We start from the raw sequence: 18,893 nt of genomic DNA on the forward strand, positions 1-18,893 counted from the left end.
GCAGGGAGTTTCTCCATGAACGTATTCGTCACCGGCGCTGCCGGTTTTATCGGCGGCTCCATCGCTAGCGGTCTGGTCAAGGCCGGGCATCAAGTCACCGGTCTGGTGCGCAACCCTGAACAAGCGGCTGAGCTCAAGGCACTGGGCATGACCCCGGTCATCGGCACCCTCGACGACAAAGCATTGCTCGCCGAACAGGCCCGTGCTGCCGACGCAGTAATCAACGCCGCCAGCAGCGACCATCGCGGCGCCGTCGAAGCATTGCTCGACGCGTTGCGCGGTTCCAGCAAAGTGTTCCTGCACACCAGCGGTTCGAGCATCGTCGGCGATGCATCCGGCGGCAAGTCCAGCGATGTCATCTACTACGAAGACAACTTGCCAGAGCCGACTGTCGACAAAGCAGCGCGCGTGGCAATCGATAACCTGATCCTCGCAGCGGCGAACGACGGCGTGAACTCGGCGGTGATCTGCAACACGCTGATCTACGGCCACAGCCTGGGCGTTATCCGCGACAGCGTGCAATTGCCGCGTCTGCTCAAACAGGCGCGTAAAAGCGGCGTGGTGCGCCACGTCGGCACCGGCCAGAACATCTGGTCCAACGTGCACATCGAAGACGTCGTCGCCCTATACCTGCTGGCGCTGACCAAGAACGTACCGGGTACTTTCTACTTCGTCGAAAGCGGCGAAGCATCGTTCATCGACATGACCACCGCCATGGCCGAAGCCCTGAACCTGGGTCAACCGCAAGACTGGCCGTTGCAAGACGCCGAAGCCGAATGGGGCTACGAAATGGCCAACTACGGCCTCGGCTCCAACAGCCGCGTACGCGGCAAACACGCCCGCGAACTGCTGGGCTGGGCACCGAAACGCACGTCGGTGGTTGAATGGATTCGTAACGAAATGGTGTGATGGGTGTTTAAGCCCCACCGGGCTTTGTTATCGCCCTTTAGAACGGCTGCCATCGGGCAGCCGTTTTCGTTTCGGGCTTTACGCTTGTGTCACGCCAGACCTATGGTGCTCTGAACATTGCCAGTTCAGCAGGGACAAGGATGATTAACCGTTATGACGCAGAAGGGGCGCAAAGCAGCTTTCAGCCCGGCTCGAATGAGCAAGTGCTGAGCAATAAACTGGGAATTGTCGAACCCGAAGACATGGATGATGCAGAGCTGGTTCTGTTGGAAAAGCTCTACCAATCGGTACTTATCGAGCATTTGCCTGATCGGTCACTGACTGTTCAGGATTTGAAGGATTGGCATCGACACTGGCTCGGGAACATCTATCCATGGGCGGGTGATGTGCGCGCGGTAAATTTGGGCAAGGATGGATTTTTCTTTGCTGCTGCGCCGCAAATTCCTCGATTGCTCAATGGATTTGAAAGGGACTGCCTGGCGAAATACACGCCATGTCGGCCCGATCTGGACGAAAACCTGATTCGCGCCATTGCTGTAACGCACGTCGAGTTCATCCTTATTCATCCCTTTCGCGAAGGTAACGGACGCTTGTCGAGATTACTGGCGGATGTCATGGCCGTTCAGGCGGGCTACGTGCCGCTGGACTACAGCAGTTGGGAGCGAAACAAAGAGGCTTATTTTGCAGCCATCAACCAAGGGCTTAACTGCAACTACGAACCCATGGAGTATTGGGTCCGGCAGGCATTGTGGACTTGAGGCGGAGCTACTTGGCCAGGGACAAGTGCAGGAACTTGCTGGACCTGAGTTTGAGTTTGCGCTCAATGGTCTCCACGCTTTGACCCGTCTCGATGGCTGTCGAACTGGCAACTGCGCGAATCAACGTTTCGGTTGTCAGTTTTTTTTTGGTGCGAGGCGTGGGGCTCATGGCAGGGACTCCGCGGAGGTTGTCAGGCGAGTATAGCGCTTGGCTGGATTTGAAAAACATGTCTATGGCTGGGCACCGAAACGCACGTCGGTGGTTGAATGGATTCGTAACGAAATGGTGTGATCCGTACGCTACGTCCCACAGGTTTTGCGCATTCTGTCTGGAAGAATGCGATCAAACTGTAGGAGTGAGCCTGCTCGCGAAAGCGGTCATTCAGCCAGTGATGATATTGACTGTTACGACGCAATCGCGAGCAGGCTCACTCCTACAGGGGGCTGTGTTGGCTGTAAAAGTATGTAAATTCCGCCCCGAAATTTTCATTAGTCACGACAAGACATATCCATTAGCGACACGTCTTGCCTCTCCACGAAAATTACTTTCATGCGGTTTGAAATCTCGATCTCGAAATGATTTATGAGTTTCACAACCCATTCGAACGTGACCCTTTCGAGGAGTACCGCATGACGCCTTCCTTCGGCTATTGGCTGCTGGTCTATGCCGCCGTCGCCATCATTGCGCTGATCGTGTTGATCGCCCGTTACCGGCTCAACCCGTTCATCGTAATCACCCTGATTTCCATTGGTCTTGCGCTGGTCGCGGGGATGCCGCCGTCGGGTGTGGTAGGGGCGTATGAGGCCGGGGTAGGCAAGACGCTGGGGCATATTGCGCTGGTGGTTGCGTTGGGGACGATGCTCGGCAAGATGATGGCCGAGTCCGGCGGCGCCGAGCAGATGGCGCGCACGCTGATCGATAAATTCGGCGAGAAGAACGCGCACTGGGCGATGGTCTGCATCGCCTTCTTGGTCGGCTTACCGCTGTTCTTCGAAGTCGGTTTCGTGTTGCTGGTGCCGATCGCGTTCACCGTGGCACGGCGCGTTGGCGTGTCGATTCTGATGGTCGGCCTGCCGATGGTCGCCGGCCTGTCGGTGGTGCATGCGCTGGTGCCGCCGCACCCGGCGGCGATGCTCGCGGTGCAGGCTTATCAGGCATCGGTCGGGCAGACGTTGCTGTATGCGATCGCCATCGGCATTCCGACCGCAATCATTGCCGGTCCGCTGTACGCCAAATTCATCGTGCCGCGCATTCAATTGCCGGCGGATAACCCGCTGGAAAAACAATTTCTCGACCGCGAACCGCGCGACAAACTGCCGGGTTTCGGCATCACCATGGCAACCATTCTGTTGCCGGTGGTGCTGATGCTGATCGGCGGCTGGGCCAACCTGATTTCTACCCCGGGCAGCGGTTTCAATCAGTTTCTGTTGTTCATCGGCAACTCGGTGATTGCGCTGCTGCTGGCGACTTTGTTGAGCTTCTGGACGCTGGGTATCGCCCAGGGTTTCAACCGTGAATCGATTCTGAAATTCACCAACGAATGTCTGGCACCTACCGCCAGTATCACCCTGCTGGTCGGTGCTGGCGGTGGTTTGAACCGCATTCTGGTGGAGGCTGGCGTCACCGATCAGATTGTCGGTCTCGCCCACGAATTCCACCTGTCGCCGCTGATCATGGGCTGGTTGTTCGCGGCGTTGATGCGCATCGCTACAGGCTCCGCGACGGTGGCGATGACCACCGCATCCGGCGTGGTCGCACCAGTGGCCATTGGTCTGGGTTATCCACACCCTGAACTGTTGGTGCTGGCGACCGGCGCGGGCTCGGTGATCTTTTCCCACGTCAACGACGGCGGCTTCTGGTTGATCAAGGAATACTTCAACATGACGGTCGCGCAGACGTTCAAGACCTGGACCGTGCTCGAGACGTTGATCTCGCTGGTCGCTTTTGGTCTGACCGTCGGCCTTTCTTACCTGCTGTAACCGGAGCCCGCCGCCCATGGACATCCTCTACCAGATCCGCGCCCGCCAGGATTCCTTCAGCGCCGGCGAAGGTCGCATCGCCCGGCTGATGCTCGACGACGTCGGTTTTGCCGCCAGCGCCAGCCTCGAAGACCTCGCGCAACGCGCCGAAGTCAGCACCGCCACGCTGTCGCGGTTCGCCCGCACTGTCGGCTGCCGCGACCTGCGTGATCTGCGCCTGCAACTGGCCCAGGCGAGCGGCGTCGGCAGCCGATTTCTCGACCCGGCGGGCACGCCTGAGCAGTCGGCGTTTTACGGGCAGATCGTCGGCGACATCGAAACCACGCTGCGCCAGCACCTGGCCGGATTCGACGAATCGCGCTTTGCCGATGCGGTGAAAATGCTTGGTCAGGCGCGGATGATTCACGCATTCGGCATGGGCGGTTGCTCGACCCTGTGCAGCGACGAATTGCAGGTACGCCTGGTGCGCCTCGGCTACCCGATTGCCGTGTGCCATGACGCGGTGATGATGCGCGTCACCGCCGCCAGCCTGAATGCCGAGCAATTGCTCATCGTCTGCTCGCTGACCGGCATCACCCCGGAATTGCTCGAGACTGTCGAGCTGGCGCGCAACTACGGCGCGCGCATTCTGGCGATCACCCGCGCCGACTCGCCACTGGCAGAACTGGCCGACATCGTCCTGCCGCTGCAAGGCGCCGAAACCTCGTTCATCTACAAACCGACGGCGGCCCGCTACGGCATGCTGCTCGCCATCGATGTGCTGGCGACCGAGCTGGCACTGGCCAATCCTGAAGACAATCAAGAACGTCTGCGGCGGATCAAACTCGCCCTCGACGAATACCGTGGCGGCGACGATCACCTGCCGCTGGGAGACTGACATGCTGTACGACACGCTGATTCGCAACGCCCTGATCATCGACGGCAGCAACGTGCCCGGTTACCGCGCCGACGTGGCGATTCGCGAGGGCCGCATCGAGCGTATCGGTGACTTGCACGACGCCACGGCAACCGAAGAAATCGACGCCGCCGGCCGCGTGCTGGCGCCGGGCTTCATCGACGTGCACACCCACGACGACACGGTGGTGATTCGTCAGCCAGAGATGCTGCCCAAGCTCAGCCAGGGCGTGACCACGGTGATTGTCGGCAACTGCGGGATCAGCGCTTCGCCCGTGACATTGAAGGGCAATCCGCCCGACCCGATGAACCTGCTCGGCACAGCGGCGGCATTCGTTTATCCACGCTTCAGCGATTACCGCGCGGCGGTGGAAGCGGCCAATACCACGCTGAACGTGGCGGCACTGATCGGCCACACGGCGCTGCGCAGCAATCATCTGGATGATTTGTTCCGTACCGCGACGCCAGAAGAAATCGCGGCGATGCGCGAACAGTTACGCGAAAGCCTTGAGGCCGGTGCGTTGGGTTTATCCACAGGTCTGGCGTACGCCAGCGCCTACAACGCCTCCACCGATGAAGTGATGCAACTGACCGAAGAACTGACGGCATTCGGCGCGGTGTACACCACGCACCTGCGCAGTGAATTCGCCCCGGTTCTGGAGGCGATGGATGAAGCGTTCAGCATCGGTCGTCACTCGCGTTCACCGGTGATTATTTCCCACCTCAAGTGTGCTGGCGTCGGCAACTGGGGGCGCAGTCCGCAACTGCTCGCCTCATTGGAAGAGGCCGCCAAAACTCACCCGGTCGGCTGCGATTGCTATCCGTATGCGGCGAGTTCATCGACACTGGATTTGAAGCAAGTCACCGATGCGCATCGCATCACCATCACCTGGTCGACGCCGCACCCCGAGGTCAGCGGTCGCGACCTGATCGACATCGCTGCCGAATGGAATCTGCCGCTGCTCGATGCCGCGAAACGCCTGCAACCGGCCGGCGCGGTGTACTACGGCATGGACGAGGCGGATGTACGAAGAATCCTCGCCCACCCGTTGTCGATGGTCGGGTCTGACGGACTGCCGGAAGACCCGTTCCCGCATCCGCGCCTGTGGGGCGCTTTCCCACGGGTGCTCGGACATTTCAGTCGCGATGTCGGGCTGTTTCCGCTGCACACCGCCGTGCACAAGATGACCGGATTGTCGGCGGCGCGATTTGGCTTGAAGGAACGCGGCGAGATTCGTGAAGGCTATTGGGCGGATCTGGTGCTGTTCGATCCGGCGACCGTGCGTGATGTCGCGGACTTCAGTGATCCGCAGCGGGCTGCGCAGGGGATTGATGGGGTTTGGATCAATGGCGTGTTGAGTTACCGCGATGGACAGGCGAATGGCAGGAGAGAAGGGCGTTTTCTGGCACGCGAAGGTGATTTGCGCCAAGGGTTTCATTGATTCTGATGGCGCCACGTCTCATGGTGGCACTCTGAGATTAAAGAAAGTCATCAACAGGCCGAATTGCTGACATCCACCCCGTCTACACTGTCGGGCCAACCAGTCAGGGAGCACCCCATGAGCTTCGGCAAAACCACCCCGATCCTGCGGATCTTCGATGAAGCCAAAGCTGTCGAGTTCTACGTCGATTTTCTGGGTTTCAAGATCGACTGGCAGCATCGCTTCGAAGCGAATTTTCCGCTGTATCTGCAGGTGTCGCGGGGCGAGTGTGTGCTGCACCTGTCCGAGCATCACGGCGATGCAACCCCCGGTTCGGCGCTGCGTATCGAGACGGATGAGCTTGAGGCGTTTCAGCAGCAGTTGGTGGCCAAGGATTACAAGTTCTCCCACCCGGGTATTCAGGCGATGCCGTGGGGGAGTCAGGACATGACGATCGTTGATCCGTTTGGTAATCGGCTGGTGTTTACCAACGCGATTTGTCTCTGAGCTGAAAAGCCCCTCACCCTAGCCCTCTCCCTGAGGGAGAGGGGACTGACCGAGTTGTCTGACGCTATGCACCGACCTGAAAGATCTGCAGCGATTATGGATTTACGGCAGCACTTTCAGGTCGGTGTATCTAGTGAACATCCCACGGTCGGCCCCTCACCCTAACCCTCCCCCGGAGGGAGAGGGGACCGATCCGGGGATGCTTGAGAGATACACCGACCTGAACCTGCTCGGTCGAATCCATAATCAACTCGGTCAGTCAGGTCGATGTCTAGCGCCAGACAACTCGGTCGGCCCCCTCTCCCTATGGGAGAGGGCTGGGGTGAGGGGAAAATGGCACACCGCAAAAAGAAGCCCGCCACCTAACCATCACAGTTGGGGCAGCGGGCTTTTTCGTTACTCGGTCGGCACTAACCTGTCCAACACGCGATTGACGGCCATTTCCGCCACCATCACCACTTGCGCAATACCCTGCAGTGTCTTGCGGTGTGTGCCTTCAACCTGCGCGGCATGGTTGTTGAGCATGACGGTCGCCGAGCCAAGCGTTTCGCTGGCGTCGGCCAGCAGGGATTCGGTGCCTGCCTCGGGGTTGGCCATGTACAGCGTGTTGGGGGAGTAGGGCGTTGCCATGAGGTCGGCGTTCGTCGGACCGAGGTAGTGGTCGAGCGCGCGCTCGGCGGCTTCGTGGAATTTCTTTGAATCGGCGGAATCGTAGGGGGAGGCCGGGTCGGTGACCGGCGGGTTTGGCGTTATCTTGAACATAGCTGTGTTCCCTTTGTTGAGCGGCAACCCTTTGGCTACTAAACGAAAGGGTGGCAGCTGTACGCAGGTTAGTAGACCGGGGAACTCAGCTAAAAGCCGGCGCGCCGAAGCGCCCTGCGTACAGCCACCATCAAGCTCAGGTACGCGAGTACCTGTGATGAATGTACGACCAGCAGAATTACCGCCGGGCTACTAAACCCGATCACTGGGAATCAGTGACGCAATCAAGTTACGCAGCATGCTCCGGGCGCACAAGCCGGCGGATTCTGGCTTAGGCGTAGGTTACGGCGCAAGGATTTGTGGGCTGTTTCGCGTAACGCTGAGTGTCTTTAAACACCTGTGATGCGGGATGTTTATTGCGCTCAAGTATCGAGGATTTGCCTGTAGGAATTGGGTGCTGCAGTTGGCGCATTCGCGAGCAAGCTCGCTCCCACAATGGATCTGCAGTGAACATCGAATTTGTGAGCCGCCGAGATCTACTGTGGGAGCGAGCTTGCTCGCGAAGAGGCCCGAACAATCACCCGCGATGCATCTGCCGAAACTCCCCCGGCGGCATCCCGCGTCGGCTCTTGAACGTGCGGTGAAACGAGCGGGGTTCGGTAAACCCCAGATACTGCGCAATGTCCTGAATCGGCAGCGTGCTATTGAGCAAATAATGCTCAGCCAGCTCCTGACGCAAATCATCGAGAATCTGCTGATACGACGTCCCCGCCTGATGCAACTGCCGCTGCAACGTCCGCACCGAAACGCTCAACTGTTCGGCAACCTGTTCCTTGCGCGGCAACCCCTCCTTAAGCAACTGCCGCAGAATGTTTTTCACCTGCTGCTCAAGCGACGCATCCTCCAGCGTCGCCATCAAGCCCAGCGCATGTTCTTCCAGCGTTCGCAGCAACTGCGCATCGGCCTGACGCAACGGCAGCTGCAAATACGCCAGCGGCACGACCAGCGCCGAATACGGCTGATCGAACAACACCGGGCAATCGAAAAACGCTTCGTACTGCGCTGGCGTGGCCTCCGCCGGGCATGAGTGCTCCAGCCAGACAGCGGCCGGCGACATCTGCGTGTCGGCGATCCAGCGCGCATAGTGCAGCCATGACCCCAACACGTTTTCCACCAGATGCCGACGAATCCGTGGACGCTGATAACGGCAAGTCCAGATCAGATGCACGTGACCGTCCTTCACCTCGGCACGGCTGACGCCCATGTCGCCGACCAGTTTCTCGAACGGCATGATCCGGCTCATCGCATCGCCCAACGTCGCGCAGTTCATGGTGATGTAACCGAGCACGCTCCACGAATTGGGCAGGACGAAATTCGCCGCGTTGAGCCCGAACAACGGATCGCCCGAGTGCTCGCAGAAATAATCCAGCAAGCGTTCATGCGCTTCACCGGGCAAACGCAGGGTGTTGTCGCTCAACTGCTGCGCCTGCAAACCCGCCGCCGCCAACGCCGGCTCGATGGCCATGCCCAGTTGTTCGGCATGGCGCAGGTACTTGAGCAGGGGCGGAACCGAGGTGTAGCCGAGCGATTGCATGATCCCATTCCTTTGATCAACGGCAGCGGAGGCGGACGAATAGCCTGAAAGGTAATTTGAAACCCCGACTAAAGTAAATGGCTGACGCTTGCGCGACGTTTGACTCAATTGGCTACACGAACTGGCCGGATGCGACCGTGACACTTGGCGGCCGCTGGCTAGTATGGAGGCCTGAAATATCACTGATCTGACGGTAAGAAGGACACACGCATGCGACGCTGGAACGGCTGGGGAGATGCAACCACGGTGGTCGAACTGCCGGCCCAGGGCGCGGAGTTTCTTCATGAGCGCTTGGGCGAGGGGCGCGCGCTGCCCGATGCAACGCTAGAGGCGGCGCTGGCGCGTGTGCCGAATTCGCGGTTGCAGGCGCACACTTTGTACAGCGTCGATGCCCATGATCGTTTGCTGCATGCCCGAGGCCAGAGCCTGCCGGACTGGCTGGCGCTGCGCGAAGGTGCGCTGGGCCATTATCCCGATGCGGTGGCCTTTCCCGAGACCGCTGAGCACATCCGCCAGTTGCTGGCGCTCACCCATGAACAAGACTTGTGCCTGATCCCGTATGGCGGCGGCACATCGGTGGCCGGCCACATCAATCCACCGGATTCGGCGCGGCCAGTGGTGACGGTGTCGCTGGCGCGGATGAACCGCCTGATCGACCTCGATGAACAGAGCCTGCTGGCGACGTTCGGCCCCGGCGCGAGTGGGCCGCAGGTCGAAAGTCAGTTGCGTGCGAAAGGCTACACGCTTGGGCATTTTCCGCAGTCGTGGGAGCTGTCGACGCTGGGCGGTTGGGTCGCCAGCCGTTCCAGCGGTCAGCAGTCGCTGCGCTATGGCCGGATCGAGCAGTTATTCGCTGGCGGAACGCTGGAAACCTTCGCCGGGCCGCTGGAGATTCCAACCTTCCCGGCCTCTGCCGCCGGGCCTGATCTGCGCGAAGTGGTGCTCGGTTGCGAGGGCCGTTTCGGGATCATTTCCGAGGTTAAAGTGCGGGTCAGCGCGCTGCCCGCCGATGAGCGTTTCTACGGTGTATTTCTGCCCGACTGGCCGCAAGCGCTAAGGGCGATCCGCCAATTGGCTCAGGCGCGCGTGCCGCTGTCGATGCTGCGCCTGTCCAACGCCGTGGAAACCGAAACGCAACTGGCGCTGGCCGGTCATCCGCAACAAATCGCTTGGCTGGAAAAGTATCTGAAACTGCGCGGCGCCGGTGCGGGCAAGTGCTTGCTGACCTTCGGCGTGACCGGCAATCGTCGGCAAAACGCGCTGTCGCTGAAACAGGCGCGACAACACCTCAAGGCCTTCGGCGGCGTGTTCACCGGCACCTTGCTCGGCAAGAAATGGGCGCAGAACCGCTTCCGTTTCCCCTACCTGCGCGAGAACCTGTGGAACGCCGGTTACGTGGTCGACACCCTCGAAACCGCCACCGACTGGAGCAATGTCGACCACCTGCTCAACCTCGTTGAAAACAGCCTGCGCGAGGCCTTGGCCGCCGAAGGCGAGCGCGTGCACGTGTTCACCCACCTGTCCCACGTCTACGGCGAAGGTTCGAGCATCTACACCACCTACGTGTTTCGCCCAGCAGCGGATTACCCCGCGACGCTGGCACGCTGGAAAGCGCTGAAACACGCGGCCAGCCAGACCATCGTCGACAACCACGGCACCATCAGCCACCAGCACGGTGTCGGCAAGGATCACGCGCCGTACCTGCTGCGCGAGAAGGGCGCATTGGCGATGGACACCTTGCAGGCGCTGAGCAAACACTTCGATCCGGCCGGGCGCCTCAATCCCGGCACGCTGCTGCCGGAGTGACGGCCATGAGTCAGGACTGGAACGCCGCGTGGCGCCAGCAGATTCTGCCGACGCTGGCCGAGGAAAGCTGGGATCTGATCGTCATCGGCGGCGGTATCAGCGGCGCCGGCATCCTGCGTGAAGCCGCGCGTCGAGGTTGGCGCTGTCTGCTGCTGGAGCAGCGCGATTTTGCCTGGGGCACGTCCAGTCGATCTTCGAAAATGGTCCACGGTGGTTTGCGTTACATCGCCAAAGGCCAGTGGCGCCTGACCCGCGATTCGGTGCGCGAGCGCCAACGCCTGCTCGACGAAGCGCCGGGGTTGGTCGAGCCGATGAGTTTCCTGATGCCGCACTATCGCGGCGGCTTTCCCGGGCCGCGGGTGCTGGGTGGTTTGCTGAGCGTTTACGACGCCTTGGCGGGACGGCGCAGCCATCGCTTTCATGATGCGCAACAGCTTCGATATCTGGCGCCGGGGGTGAAGGAAAACGACTTGCTCGGCGGCACCTGTTTTGTCGATGCGCTGACCGATGATGCGCGGTTGGTGATGCGCGTGTTGAGCGAAGCGCGGGCCGAGGGTGCGGTCGTGGTCAATGGCGTGCGCGTCGAACAGTTGCTGCGGGAAAGCGGCCGAGTGTGTGGCGTTCAGGTCGAGGATTGCGAAGCCGGCTCGTCACTGCAATTGCGCTGCGGCGTGCTCGCGGTGGCTACCGGCGCCTGGGCTGAACGCCTGCGCCCGGCAGAGGCGCCACGGCAATTGCGGCCGTTGCGCGGTAGTCATTTATTGTTGCCGGGTTGGCGTCTGCCGGTGGCGCAGGCGTTCACTTTCATGCATGAGCGCGACCGGCGTCCGGTGTTCGTTTTCCCGTGGGAAGGCGCGACGGTGGTCGGCACCACGGACCTTGATCACCGTGAGGATCTTGATCAGAGCGCGAGCATCAGCGGCGAAGAACTCGACTATCTGCTGGCGGCTTGCACGCAACAGTTTCCCGGAGCGCAAGTGAACGCTTCGGACGTGCTGTCGACATGGTCGGGCGTACGTCCGGTAGTCGGCAGTGCGGCGGGCAATCATCAAGACAAACCGTCGAACGAAACCCGCGAGCATGTGCTGTGGCAGGAGCCGGGTTGCGTAACCCTGGCTGGCGGCAAACTGACCACGTTTCGCCCGCAAGCCATCGAAGTGCTTAAGGCCTGCGCGGCGATGCTCGAGCGTCCTTTCGTTGACGACGCCGCGCCAGTGTTTGCCGCTGTGCCTGCGCTGGCGATCCCTGAATTGAGCAACCATCAGTGGCGACGCCTGGCCGGACGGCATGGCCGCGACCTGCCGAGGCTGGCGCAACTGATCAAAGAAGTCAGCCACGAAACGGTCGGTGCTACGGACACGTTGTGGGCAGAACTGGCCTTCGCCTGCGAAGCGGAAATGGTCTTGCACCTCGACGATCTGCTCCTGCGCCGCACGCGTCTGGGCCTGCTGTTGCCGCGCGGTGGCGAAGCGTATTTCGCCGCCATCCGCCAAACCTGCCAGCCACGACTGGGCTGGAGCGACGAACACTGGCAGCAGGAAGAACAGCGTTATCGGGCGTTGTGGCAACGCCATCACGGTTTGCCGGATGCCACGCCTTGATGCCCCCAGAAGAGAGCTCCATGGATAACCACCCGAACAAGCGTTACCTGCTGGCCATCGACAACGGCACCCAGAGCGTGCGCGCGCTGCTCTTCGATTTGCAGGGCAATCTGCTCGGCAAAGGCAAGGTCGAGTTGCAGGCGTATTACTCGACGCAGCCGGGTTGGGCCGAGCAGGATCCTGAGTATTACTGGGCGAAACTCGGCGAGGCGTGTCAGCAGGTCTGGCAGCAAACGGGGATTGATCGCGCGCAGATTGCCGGCGTTTCCCTGACCACGCAGCGCGGCACGGTGATTAACGTCGATGCCGAGGGCAAGCCATTGCGCCCGGCGATTCTGTGGCTCGATCAACGTCAGAGCGAGGTCGAGGGCGGCATCAAAGGGCCGTGGGGCTGGCTGTTCAAACTGGTCGGCGCCCAGGCGACTGTGGATTATTTTCGTGCTCAGGCTGAGGCGAACTGGATCGCTCAGCATCAGCCTGAAGTGTGGGCGGCGACGGACAAGTTTTTACTGCTCTCGGGGTTTCTCACCCATCGACTTTGCGGACGCTTTGTCGATTCGGTCGGTTGCTGCGTCGGCTACCTGCCGTTCGACTTCAAACGCCTGAAATGGGCCGCGCCGAGTGACTGGAAATGGCAGGCGCTGGCGGTGCGCCCCGAGCAATTGCCGACCCTGCACAAACCCGGAGAAACCCTCGGCCACATTACCGCCGAGGCCGCTCGCCATACGGGTATTCCCGAAGGCTTGCCGCTGATCGCTGCCGGCGCCGACAAGGCTTGCGAAGTGGTCGGTTCTGGCGTGGTCGATGCGAGCACGGTGTGCTTGTCCTACGGCACCACGGCGACGATCACCAGCACCCGCTCGCGCTATCTGGAAATCGTCCCGTTGATCCCGCCATATCCATCGGCGGTGCCGGATCAGTACAACTGCGAGGTGATGATTTATCGCGGTTACTGGATGGTCAGCTGGTTCAAGAACGAGTTCGGTTTGCGCGAGATGCAGCAGGCGAAAGAGCAGGGTATCGAGCCTGAGCAGTTGTTCGATGCACTGGTTGAGGCGGTGCCGCCGGGCTCGATGGGCCTGATGCTGCAACCGTATTGGTCGCCGGGGATTCGCGAGCCGGGTGTCGAGGCGAAAGGCGCGATGATTGGCTTCGGCGATGTGCACACCCGCGCGCATATTTATCGGGCGATTCTGGAAGGGCTGGCGTATGCGTTGCGTCAGGGCATGGAGAATATCGAGCGGCGTTCGAAGGTCTCGGTCAAGCGGTTGCGCGTGGCCGGTGGCGGCTCGCAGAGTGATGCGGCGATGCAGCTCACGGCGAATATTTTCGGCCTGCCGGCGGAGCGGCCGCATGTGTATGAGGCGTCCGGTCTGGGCGCGGCGATTTGTTGTGCGGTGGGGTTGGGGTTGCATGCGGATTTCCCCACGGCCATCGCGGCGATGACCAGAGTAGGGGCTGTCTTCACCCCACAACCCGATGCGCAAAAAATCTACGAGCAACTGTACAAAGAGGTCTATCTGCGCATGTACCGCCAGCTCAAACCGCTGTATCAGAGCATCCGCAAAATCACCGGTTACCCCGCTTAGCTGACCACCACAAATCCCTTGTAGGAGTGAGCCTGCTCGCGATAGCGGAGGGTCAGCCAGCATCTATTTGACTGACACACCGCTATCGCGAGCAGGCTCACTCCTACAGGGGGCGGTGGTGTTTTTTATATTCCGTACGTGGCGCCATCGGAGAACTTTTCTGGTGAGATCGGACAGTGTCAGCGGCGGGGTCGGTTGTTAGGCTCATCCCCCACGGCACCGCCAATAAGAACGAAAAGCAATGAAGCTGACCTTCCTCCTGTTGCTGCTTTGTGCAACGGCCCCGAGCGCCTGGGGCTGGTCGAACCATACGGTCGGCAGCTATCTGGCGTTGCAGGATCTGCCGGCGTTGCGCGACGCGCCAGCGGTTGCAGTCGAGCCACTGGAGCAGTTTCTCACCGAGCAATATCCGGCCGTGCTGGCGCTGTTGGAGCAACAGGAAAGCTTCGCCCGCGCGCACTTCACTCAGTACCCGCCACGACCTGACAACCTGAAATTGCCCGCAGTGCCGAGTGACAATTTACGCCACGACTTTCTCACTGCGCTGCGCATCAATCCCGAGATTCACTTGGCAATGGTCATCCAGCCATTACCCGGCAAAGACCTGCCCGAGCGCGAGCATCTGCAAGCTAACCAGGTCATGGTCGAACAAACCCTGTCACCGTGGAATCGTCAGCGTTTCATCGTGGTCACCGATCATGAAAAAGTCGCAGCCCTGGCCGTGCTCGCCAGCGCTGCCGACGAGCCGGATTACGGCCACGACATCAATCTGTTCAGCGACAACCCCGGCAACGTCGGCGCGATCTACGGTTTCGGCCCGCAACCGTTCGGCGATGCGCGTTTCCAGTACAGCTCACAGGCGCCGTTCCACATGGGCTTCTTCCATGAAAGCGCGGTGGTGTATGCGGCTGCCGGTTTCCTCGAGCGCAGCTGGCCGGACTGGCGCGCGTATCAATACCTGGGCTTGGCGCGACTGGCATTTGCCAGCGGTCATCCGTATTGGGGGTATCGCTTTCTCGGCTGGGGCCTGCACCACATTCAGGACCTGACCCAGCCGTATCACGCCAAGCCGCTGCCGGGCGTCGACCTCGCCAGTCTTCTGCTGCTGGAAGGCAAGGCGCTGGCCGGTTTCGCCGCCGACAAACAAGCCTCCATCGAGCGCGTCGCCACACGGCACATGGAAGTGGAGAAATATCAGTCGACCTGGCTACGCCGCGTGCTGCGTGCCGGTCAGCCGCATCCGATGCTCGCGGCTTACGCCGATGTGGCCCAGGACAAAAGCTACCCGCCGTACTCGGTCGACTACCTGCGCGAAGTGGTCAGCGCCGAAGCCGTCAACGACTCCGCCGCCTTCGACGAAGCCATCGACCAGTGGCTTGCAACGGCGCCGGTCAGCAGTGATTTCAGCAGCGGCAATCAGCTGCAACGAGAAGACTTCGACCACCCGGCACTCAACCAGCAGTTGTTCAAACTTCTGGGACATTTCGGCGCTCACAGCCGAATTTACGTCAGCACGGGTTTGGCGCCGTAGTGCGCCGCAACGCACACCACAACAATAAAAAACAGGGAAGGAGGAACAGATGATCAACACTCGATTGCGCCTGACGGGCGCCGCGCTCCCCGGTGTCGGCCTGGCAGGGCTGCTGCAGTTGTGCGCAGTCGATGCGGCGCACGCGGTGGAGTTCAGCTTCATGGACAAACAGGTCACTGGCTCCCTCGACACGACCTTGTCTTACGGTCGTTTGTGGCGGGTGCAGGGCCGCGACAAGACTAACGATGACGTCAACACCAACGACGGCAATCGCAACTTCGATACCGGGCTGGTTTCCGAGGTGTACAAGATCACCTCCGAGCTTGAGGCCAACTATCAGAACTACGGCGTGTTCGTGCGCGGCACCGCGTTTTACGACACGCAACTGATGGACAAGCGCAACGACTACTACGACAACAACAGCCCCTCGCAACCGAGCCAGAGCTACCCGCAGGACAACCATTTCACCAGCCAGACTCGCGACATCGCCGGCAGCCGCATCGAGATGCTCGACGCCTATGTGCACGGCAGCTGGGACGTCGCGCAGATGCCGGTAACCGCGCGCGTCGGTCGGCAGGTGTTCAACTGGGGTGAGGGGATTTTCTATCGCGGCGGGATCAACACCACCAACCCGGTGGACGCCGCCAAGTACCGCTTGCCCGGCGCCGAAGTGAAAGAAGTGCTGGTGCCGGTCGAGGCACTGAGTTTCAACATCGGCCTGACCGATTCGCTGACCATGGAGAGTTTCTACCAGACCAACTGGAAGGAAACCCGCATCGATCCGGTCGGCACCTTCTACTCGCAGACCGACCTGTTCGCCGACGGTGGCAACACCGGTTACAACAACTTCAGCGGCACAGCGCTCGACACGCCGGTTCCGGGGTTCGGCAACGTCATCGGTTTGTACAGCGCGCTGGGCAACAACCCGTTGCTCAACTCCGCCCTGCAAAGCACCGGGCTGTACGCCAATGGCGTGACACCGGCCTACGGCAACACACTGAAAGTGGCGAGCGTCGGCAAGGACTACAACGCACGCAACGATGGCCAGTTTGGTTTTGCCTTTCGCTATATCGCCGAACAGCTCAACAGCACCGAGTTCGGTTTGTACATGGTCAACTACCACGCCAAGGAGCCGACCATCGCGGCGGACCTGGGCGGCTACAAAGGCATCGACATGGACGCGCTGACCAACCTGTTGTCCGGTGTCGCCGGCAGTCAGGCCGGGGCGCTGGCCAATGGGTTGGCGACGGCCGACGTGATGGGCAATATCCAGGCGCATCGGCGTTATGCCGAAGACATCCGCATGTACGGCTTCAGCTTCAACACCACGTTGGGCGAGGCCTCGGTGTTTGGTGAGATTGCTTATCGGCCGAATCTGCCGATTGGCGTTGCGGCGACCAACGATTTGATTGGCGACCTGGCCAACGGTGCTGCGGCGGCAGTGACGGGCAAGTCGATCAACGTCGGCGGGCAGATGGTCACCCTCGACAGCCAGATCAATAACGCCGAGCGTGTGGAAGCGTTCAATACTTCGCTGGGCACCATCTACAACTTCGGCCCGACGGCTTCGTTCGACTCGCTGTTCGGCATCTTCGAGCTGGCCTCCGAACACCTGCGCGGCAGCAGCCTGCAATACACCGCGTATGACGGCAGCCGTCGCTACTACGCCGGCACCGGTAACTATTCCTATGTCTCCGGCGGTGATCGCGACGATCAGGTCAATCGCAATTCCTACAGCTACACGGCGATGCTCAACGGCACCTGGAACGACGTATACGCCGGGGTCAACGTCTCGCCGTACATCGTCTACAAGGACGATTTCGAGGGCAACAGCTATCAGGCCGGCAACACCATCGAAGGGCGCAAGGCCTACACGTTGGGGATAAAAGCCAATTACCAGAACAAGCTTGAAGCCGAGTTGCAGTACACCGAGTTCTACGGCGGCGGGCAGAACAACGGCATCCGCGACCGCGACAACGTCGGGTTCAACCTCAAGTATTTCCTTTGATACCCAGACCACAGGCGCCCCCCTTGTAGGAGTGAGCCTGCTCGCGATAGCGGACTTTCAGTCGCTGCAGGTGTTGTCTGACACACCGCTATCGCGAGCAGGCTCACTCCTACAGGGGATCTACGGTGATTTGCAGGCCTCACTCCCGTTTCGGAGATCGATCATGTTTCATAATTCAAAATTGACCAAAGCTTCGCTAGGGTTTGTGTTGGGCCTGGCTGCCAGCACCGCTCTAGCCGCCATCACCCCACAACAAGCCGAACAACTGAAAACCACCCTGACCCCCATGGGCGCCGAGCGTGCCGGCAACGCCGCCGGCACCATCCCCGCGTGGACCGGTGGTATCACTCAAGCGCCGGCCGGTTACAAACCGGGTCAGCATCACCCGGATCCTTTTGCCGCAGACAAACCGCTGTTCACCATCACCAAAGCCAATCTCGACCAATACAAAGCCCACCTCAGCCCCGGTCAGATCGCCCTGTTCAACACCTACCCCGACACCTTCCAGATGCCGATCTACCCGTCCCGGCGCTCCGGCTCGGCGCCGCAATGGCTGTACGACAACACCCTCAAGAATGCGACCTCGGCCAAATTGCTCGAAGGCGGCAGCGGTTTCTCCGATGCCTACGGCGGTGTGCCGTTCCCGGTGCCCAAGGACGGCGTTGAAGTGCTGTGGAACCACATCACTCGCTATCGCGGTATCTACGTCGTGCGCCGCGCCTCCGAAGCGCCGGTCCAGCGCAACGGCAGTTTCGCGCTGGTGACCTCGCAGCAGGAAGCGCTGTTCAACTACTACCGCCCGAACGGCCAGTTCGCCGACCTGAAGAACATCCTGTTCTATTACCTCGCCTTCGTGAAAAGCCCGGCGCGACTGGCCGGTGGCGCCGCCCTCGTGCACGAAACCCTCGACCAACTCAAAGACGCACGCCAAGCCTGGATCTACGACGCCGGCCAACGCCGCGTGCGCCGCGCACCGAACCTCGCCTACGACACGCCGATCGCATCCTCCGATGGCCTGCGCACTGCCGACGACACCGACCTGTTCAACGGCTCGCCGGATCGCTACGACTGGAAGCTCAAGGGCAAACAGGAAATCTACATCCCCTACAACAACTACAAAGTCGGCAGCCCCGACGTGAAATACGCGCAACTGCTCACCCCCGGCCACCTCAACCCGCAATACACCCGCTACGAACTGCACCGCGTGTGGGTGGTGGAAGGCAACTTGAAACCGGGCTCGCGGCACATCTACTCCAAACGCGTGCTGTTCCTCGATGAAGACAGCTGGGGCGCGGCACTGGTTGATCAGTACGATGGACGAGGCGAGTTGTGGCGCGTATCGATGGCCTACCTGAAAAACTTCTATGACCTGCCGACGACGTGGAGTGCGCTGGATGTTTTCCACGATTTGCAGGCGCGTCGTTACTACGTGCAGAACCTTGATAACGAAGAAGCGGAGACTGTCGATTTCGCGCAGCCGGTGCCGGAGGATGCGTACTTTATGCCGTCGGCGTTGCGGCAGCGTGGGACGCGGTTAGTGATTGCGCTGGCTGTTCTTGGGCGGATGGATGTTAGTCTCGATCAATGATTTTT

The 18,893-nt window shown here is 60.6% G+C and carries 14 protein-coding genes; 12 read left to right on the top strand and 2 right to left on the bottom strand.

Annotation, left to right across the window (positions count from 1 at the left end):
• Positions 1-15 precede the first annotated feature (15 nt).
• The 6 genes from AB4N74_RS27670 (at position 16) to AB4N74_RS27695 (ending at position 6,469) form a co-directional block, all read left to right on the top strand.
• Entirely contained in the window at positions 16-909 is an 894-nt protein-coding gene (locus tag AB4N74_RS27670; RefSeq protein WP_099757936.1) for an NAD-dependent epimerase/dehydratase family protein, read from the top strand.
• A gap of 140 nt (positions 910-1,049) precedes the next feature.
• Positions 1,050-1,667, top strand: a complete 618-nt coding sequence (locus AB4N74_RS27675) for a Fic/DOC family protein (protein WP_186623018.1) — start codon at positions 1,050-1,052, stop codon at positions 1,665-1,667.
• 630 nt (positions 1,668-2,297) lie between these two features.
• On the top strand, positions 2,298-3,647 hold the full coding sequence (locus AB4N74_RS27680) for a GntP family permease (protein ID WP_460097844.1): 1,350 nt from the start codon (positions 2,298-2,300) through the stop codon (positions 3,645-3,647).
• Between the two features lie 16 nt (positions 3,648-3,663).
• The gene (locus AB4N74_RS27685; protein ID WP_460097845.1) at positions 3,664-4,524 is read left to right on the top strand and encodes a MurR/RpiR family transcriptional regulator; all 861 of its coding nucleotides are present in this window, start codon (positions 3,664-3,666) and stop codon (positions 4,522-4,524) included.
• A 1-nt stretch (position 4,525) separates the two neighbouring features.
• The gene (locus tag AB4N74_RS27690; protein ID WP_093442297.1) at positions 4,526-5,983 is read left to right on the top strand and encodes an N-acyl-D-amino-acid deacylase family protein; all 1,458 of its coding nucleotides are present in this window, start codon (positions 4,526-4,528) and stop codon (positions 5,981-5,983) included.
• 117 nt (positions 5,984-6,100) lie between these two features.
• Positions 6,101-6,469, top strand: coding sequence for a glyoxalase superfamily protein (locus AB4N74_RS27695; RefSeq protein WP_095051026.1), 369 nt, complete (start codon positions 6,101-6,103; stop codon positions 6,467-6,469).
• A gap of 396 nt (positions 6,470-6,865) precedes the next feature.
• On the opposite strand, the gene AB4N74_RS27700 is transcribed toward AB4N74_RS27695, so the two are convergent.
• Positions 6,866-7,231 carry a DUF6124 family protein gene (locus tag AB4N74_RS27700; RefSeq protein WP_427120023.1) on the bottom strand — a complete coding sequence of 122 codons (366 nt, stop codon included), beginning with the start codon at positions 7,229-7,231 and terminating at the stop codon, positions 6,866-6,868.
• Between the two features lie 517 nt (positions 7,232-7,748).
• Positions 7,749-8,765, bottom strand: a complete 1,017-nt coding sequence (gliR, locus tag AB4N74_RS27705; RefSeq protein WP_460097846.1) for an AraC family transcriptional regulator GliR — start codon at positions 8,763-8,765, stop codon at positions 7,749-7,751.
• A gap of 210 nt (positions 8,766-8,975) precedes the next feature.
• Here gliR and AB4N74_RS27710 point away from each other — a divergent pair, with 210 nt between their 5' ends.
• The 6 genes from AB4N74_RS27710 to AB4N74_RS27735 all read left to right on the top strand — a co-directional run bounded on the left by AB4N74_RS27710 (position 8,976) and on the right by AB4N74_RS27735 (position 18,888).
• Positions 8,976-10,571, top strand: a complete 1,596-nt coding sequence (locus tag AB4N74_RS27710; protein WP_093435560.1) for an FAD-binding oxidoreductase — start codon at positions 8,976-8,978, stop codon at positions 10,569-10,571.
• Positions 10,572-10,576: 5 nt separating this feature from the next.
• A complete protein-coding gene (locus tag AB4N74_RS27715) occupies positions 10,577-12,172 on the top strand; it encodes a glycerol-3-phosphate dehydrogenase/oxidase (protein WP_093435565.1) in 1,596 nt (531 codons plus the stop codon).
• A gap of 20 nt (positions 12,173-12,192) precedes the next feature.
• Positions 12,193-13,761 (top strand): FGGY-family carbohydrate kinase, encoded by a 1,569-nt coding sequence (locus AB4N74_RS27720; RefSeq protein WP_093435568.1) that lies wholly within the window; start codon positions 12,193-12,195, stop codon positions 13,759-13,761.
• Positions 13,762-14,002: 241 nt separating this feature from the next.
• The gene (locus tag AB4N74_RS27725; RefSeq protein WP_460097847.1) at positions 14,003-15,292 is read left to right on the top strand and encodes a phospholipase; all 1,290 of its coding nucleotides are present in this window, start codon (positions 14,003-14,005) and stop codon (positions 15,290-15,292) included.
• A 49-nt stretch (positions 15,293-15,341) separates the two neighbouring features.
• The gene (locus tag AB4N74_RS27730; RefSeq protein ID WP_116256477.1) at positions 15,342-17,300 is read left to right on the top strand and encodes a DUF1302 domain-containing protein; all 1,959 of its coding nucleotides are present in this window, start codon (positions 15,342-15,344) and stop codon (positions 17,298-17,300) included.
• Between the two features lie 163 nt (positions 17,301-17,463).
• Positions 17,464-18,888: a DUF1329 domain-containing protein gene (locus AB4N74_RS27735; protein WP_460097848.1), complete on the top strand. Its 1,425-nt coding sequence runs from the start codon at positions 17,464-17,466 to the stop codon at positions 18,886-18,888.
• Positions 18,889-18,893: the final 5 nt, after the last annotated feature.

The organism is Pseudomonas sp. H3_C08, assembly GCF_054669455.1.

What these genes read in the sequence shown, in the direction of transcription:
- AB4N74_RS27670 (WP_099757936.1), top strand. Translation starts at nt 16, where the DNA reads ATGAACGTATTCGTCACCGGCGCTGCCGGTTTTATCGGCGGCTCCATC.
- AB4N74_RS27675 (WP_186623018.1), top strand. Translation starts at nt 1,050, where the DNA reads ATGATTAACCGTTATGACGCAGAAGGGGCGCAAAGCAGCTTTCAGCCC.
- AB4N74_RS27680 (WP_460097844.1), top strand. Translation starts at nt 2,298, where the DNA reads ATGACGCCTTCCTTCGGCTATTGGCTGCTGGTCTATGCCGCCGTCGCC.
- AB4N74_RS27685 (WP_460097845.1), top strand. Translation starts at nt 3,664, where the DNA reads ATGGACATCCTCTACCAGATCCGCGCCCGCCAGGATTCCTTCAGCGCC.
- AB4N74_RS27690 (WP_093442297.1), top strand. Translation starts at nt 4,526, where the DNA reads ATGCTGTACGACACGCTGATTCGCAACGCCCTGATCATCGACGGCAGC.
- AB4N74_RS27695 (WP_095051026.1), top strand. Translation starts at nt 6,101, where the DNA reads ATGAGCTTCGGCAAAACCACCCCGATCCTGCGGATCTTCGATGAAGCC.
- AB4N74_RS27700 (WP_427120023.1), bottom strand. Translation starts at nt 7,231, where the DNA reads ATGTTCAAGATAACGCCAAACCCGCCGGTCACCGACCCGGCCTCCCCC.
- gliR (WP_460097846.1), bottom strand. Translation starts at nt 8,765, where the DNA reads ATGCAATCGCTCGGCTACACCTCGGTTCCGCCCCTGCTCAAGTACCTG.
- AB4N74_RS27710 (WP_093435560.1), top strand. Translation starts at nt 8,976, where the DNA reads ATGCGACGCTGGAACGGCTGGGGAGATGCAACCACGGTGGTCGAACTG.
- AB4N74_RS27715 (WP_093435565.1), top strand. Translation starts at nt 10,577, where the DNA reads ATGAGTCAGGACTGGAACGCCGCGTGGCGCCAGCAGATTCTGCCGACG.
- AB4N74_RS27720 (WP_093435568.1), top strand. Translation starts at nt 12,193, where the DNA reads ATGGATAACCACCCGAACAAGCGTTACCTGCTGGCCATCGACAACGGC.
- AB4N74_RS27725 (WP_460097847.1), top strand. Translation starts at nt 14,003, where the DNA reads ATGAAGCTGACCTTCCTCCTGTTGCTGCTTTGTGCAACGGCCCCGAGC.
- AB4N74_RS27730 (WP_116256477.1), top strand. Translation starts at nt 15,342, where the DNA reads ATGATCAACACTCGATTGCGCCTGACGGGCGCCGCGCTCCCCGGTGTC.
- AB4N74_RS27735 (WP_460097848.1), top strand. Translation starts at nt 17,464, where the DNA reads ATGTTTCATAATTCAAAATTGACCAAAGCTTCGCTAGGGTTTGTGTTG.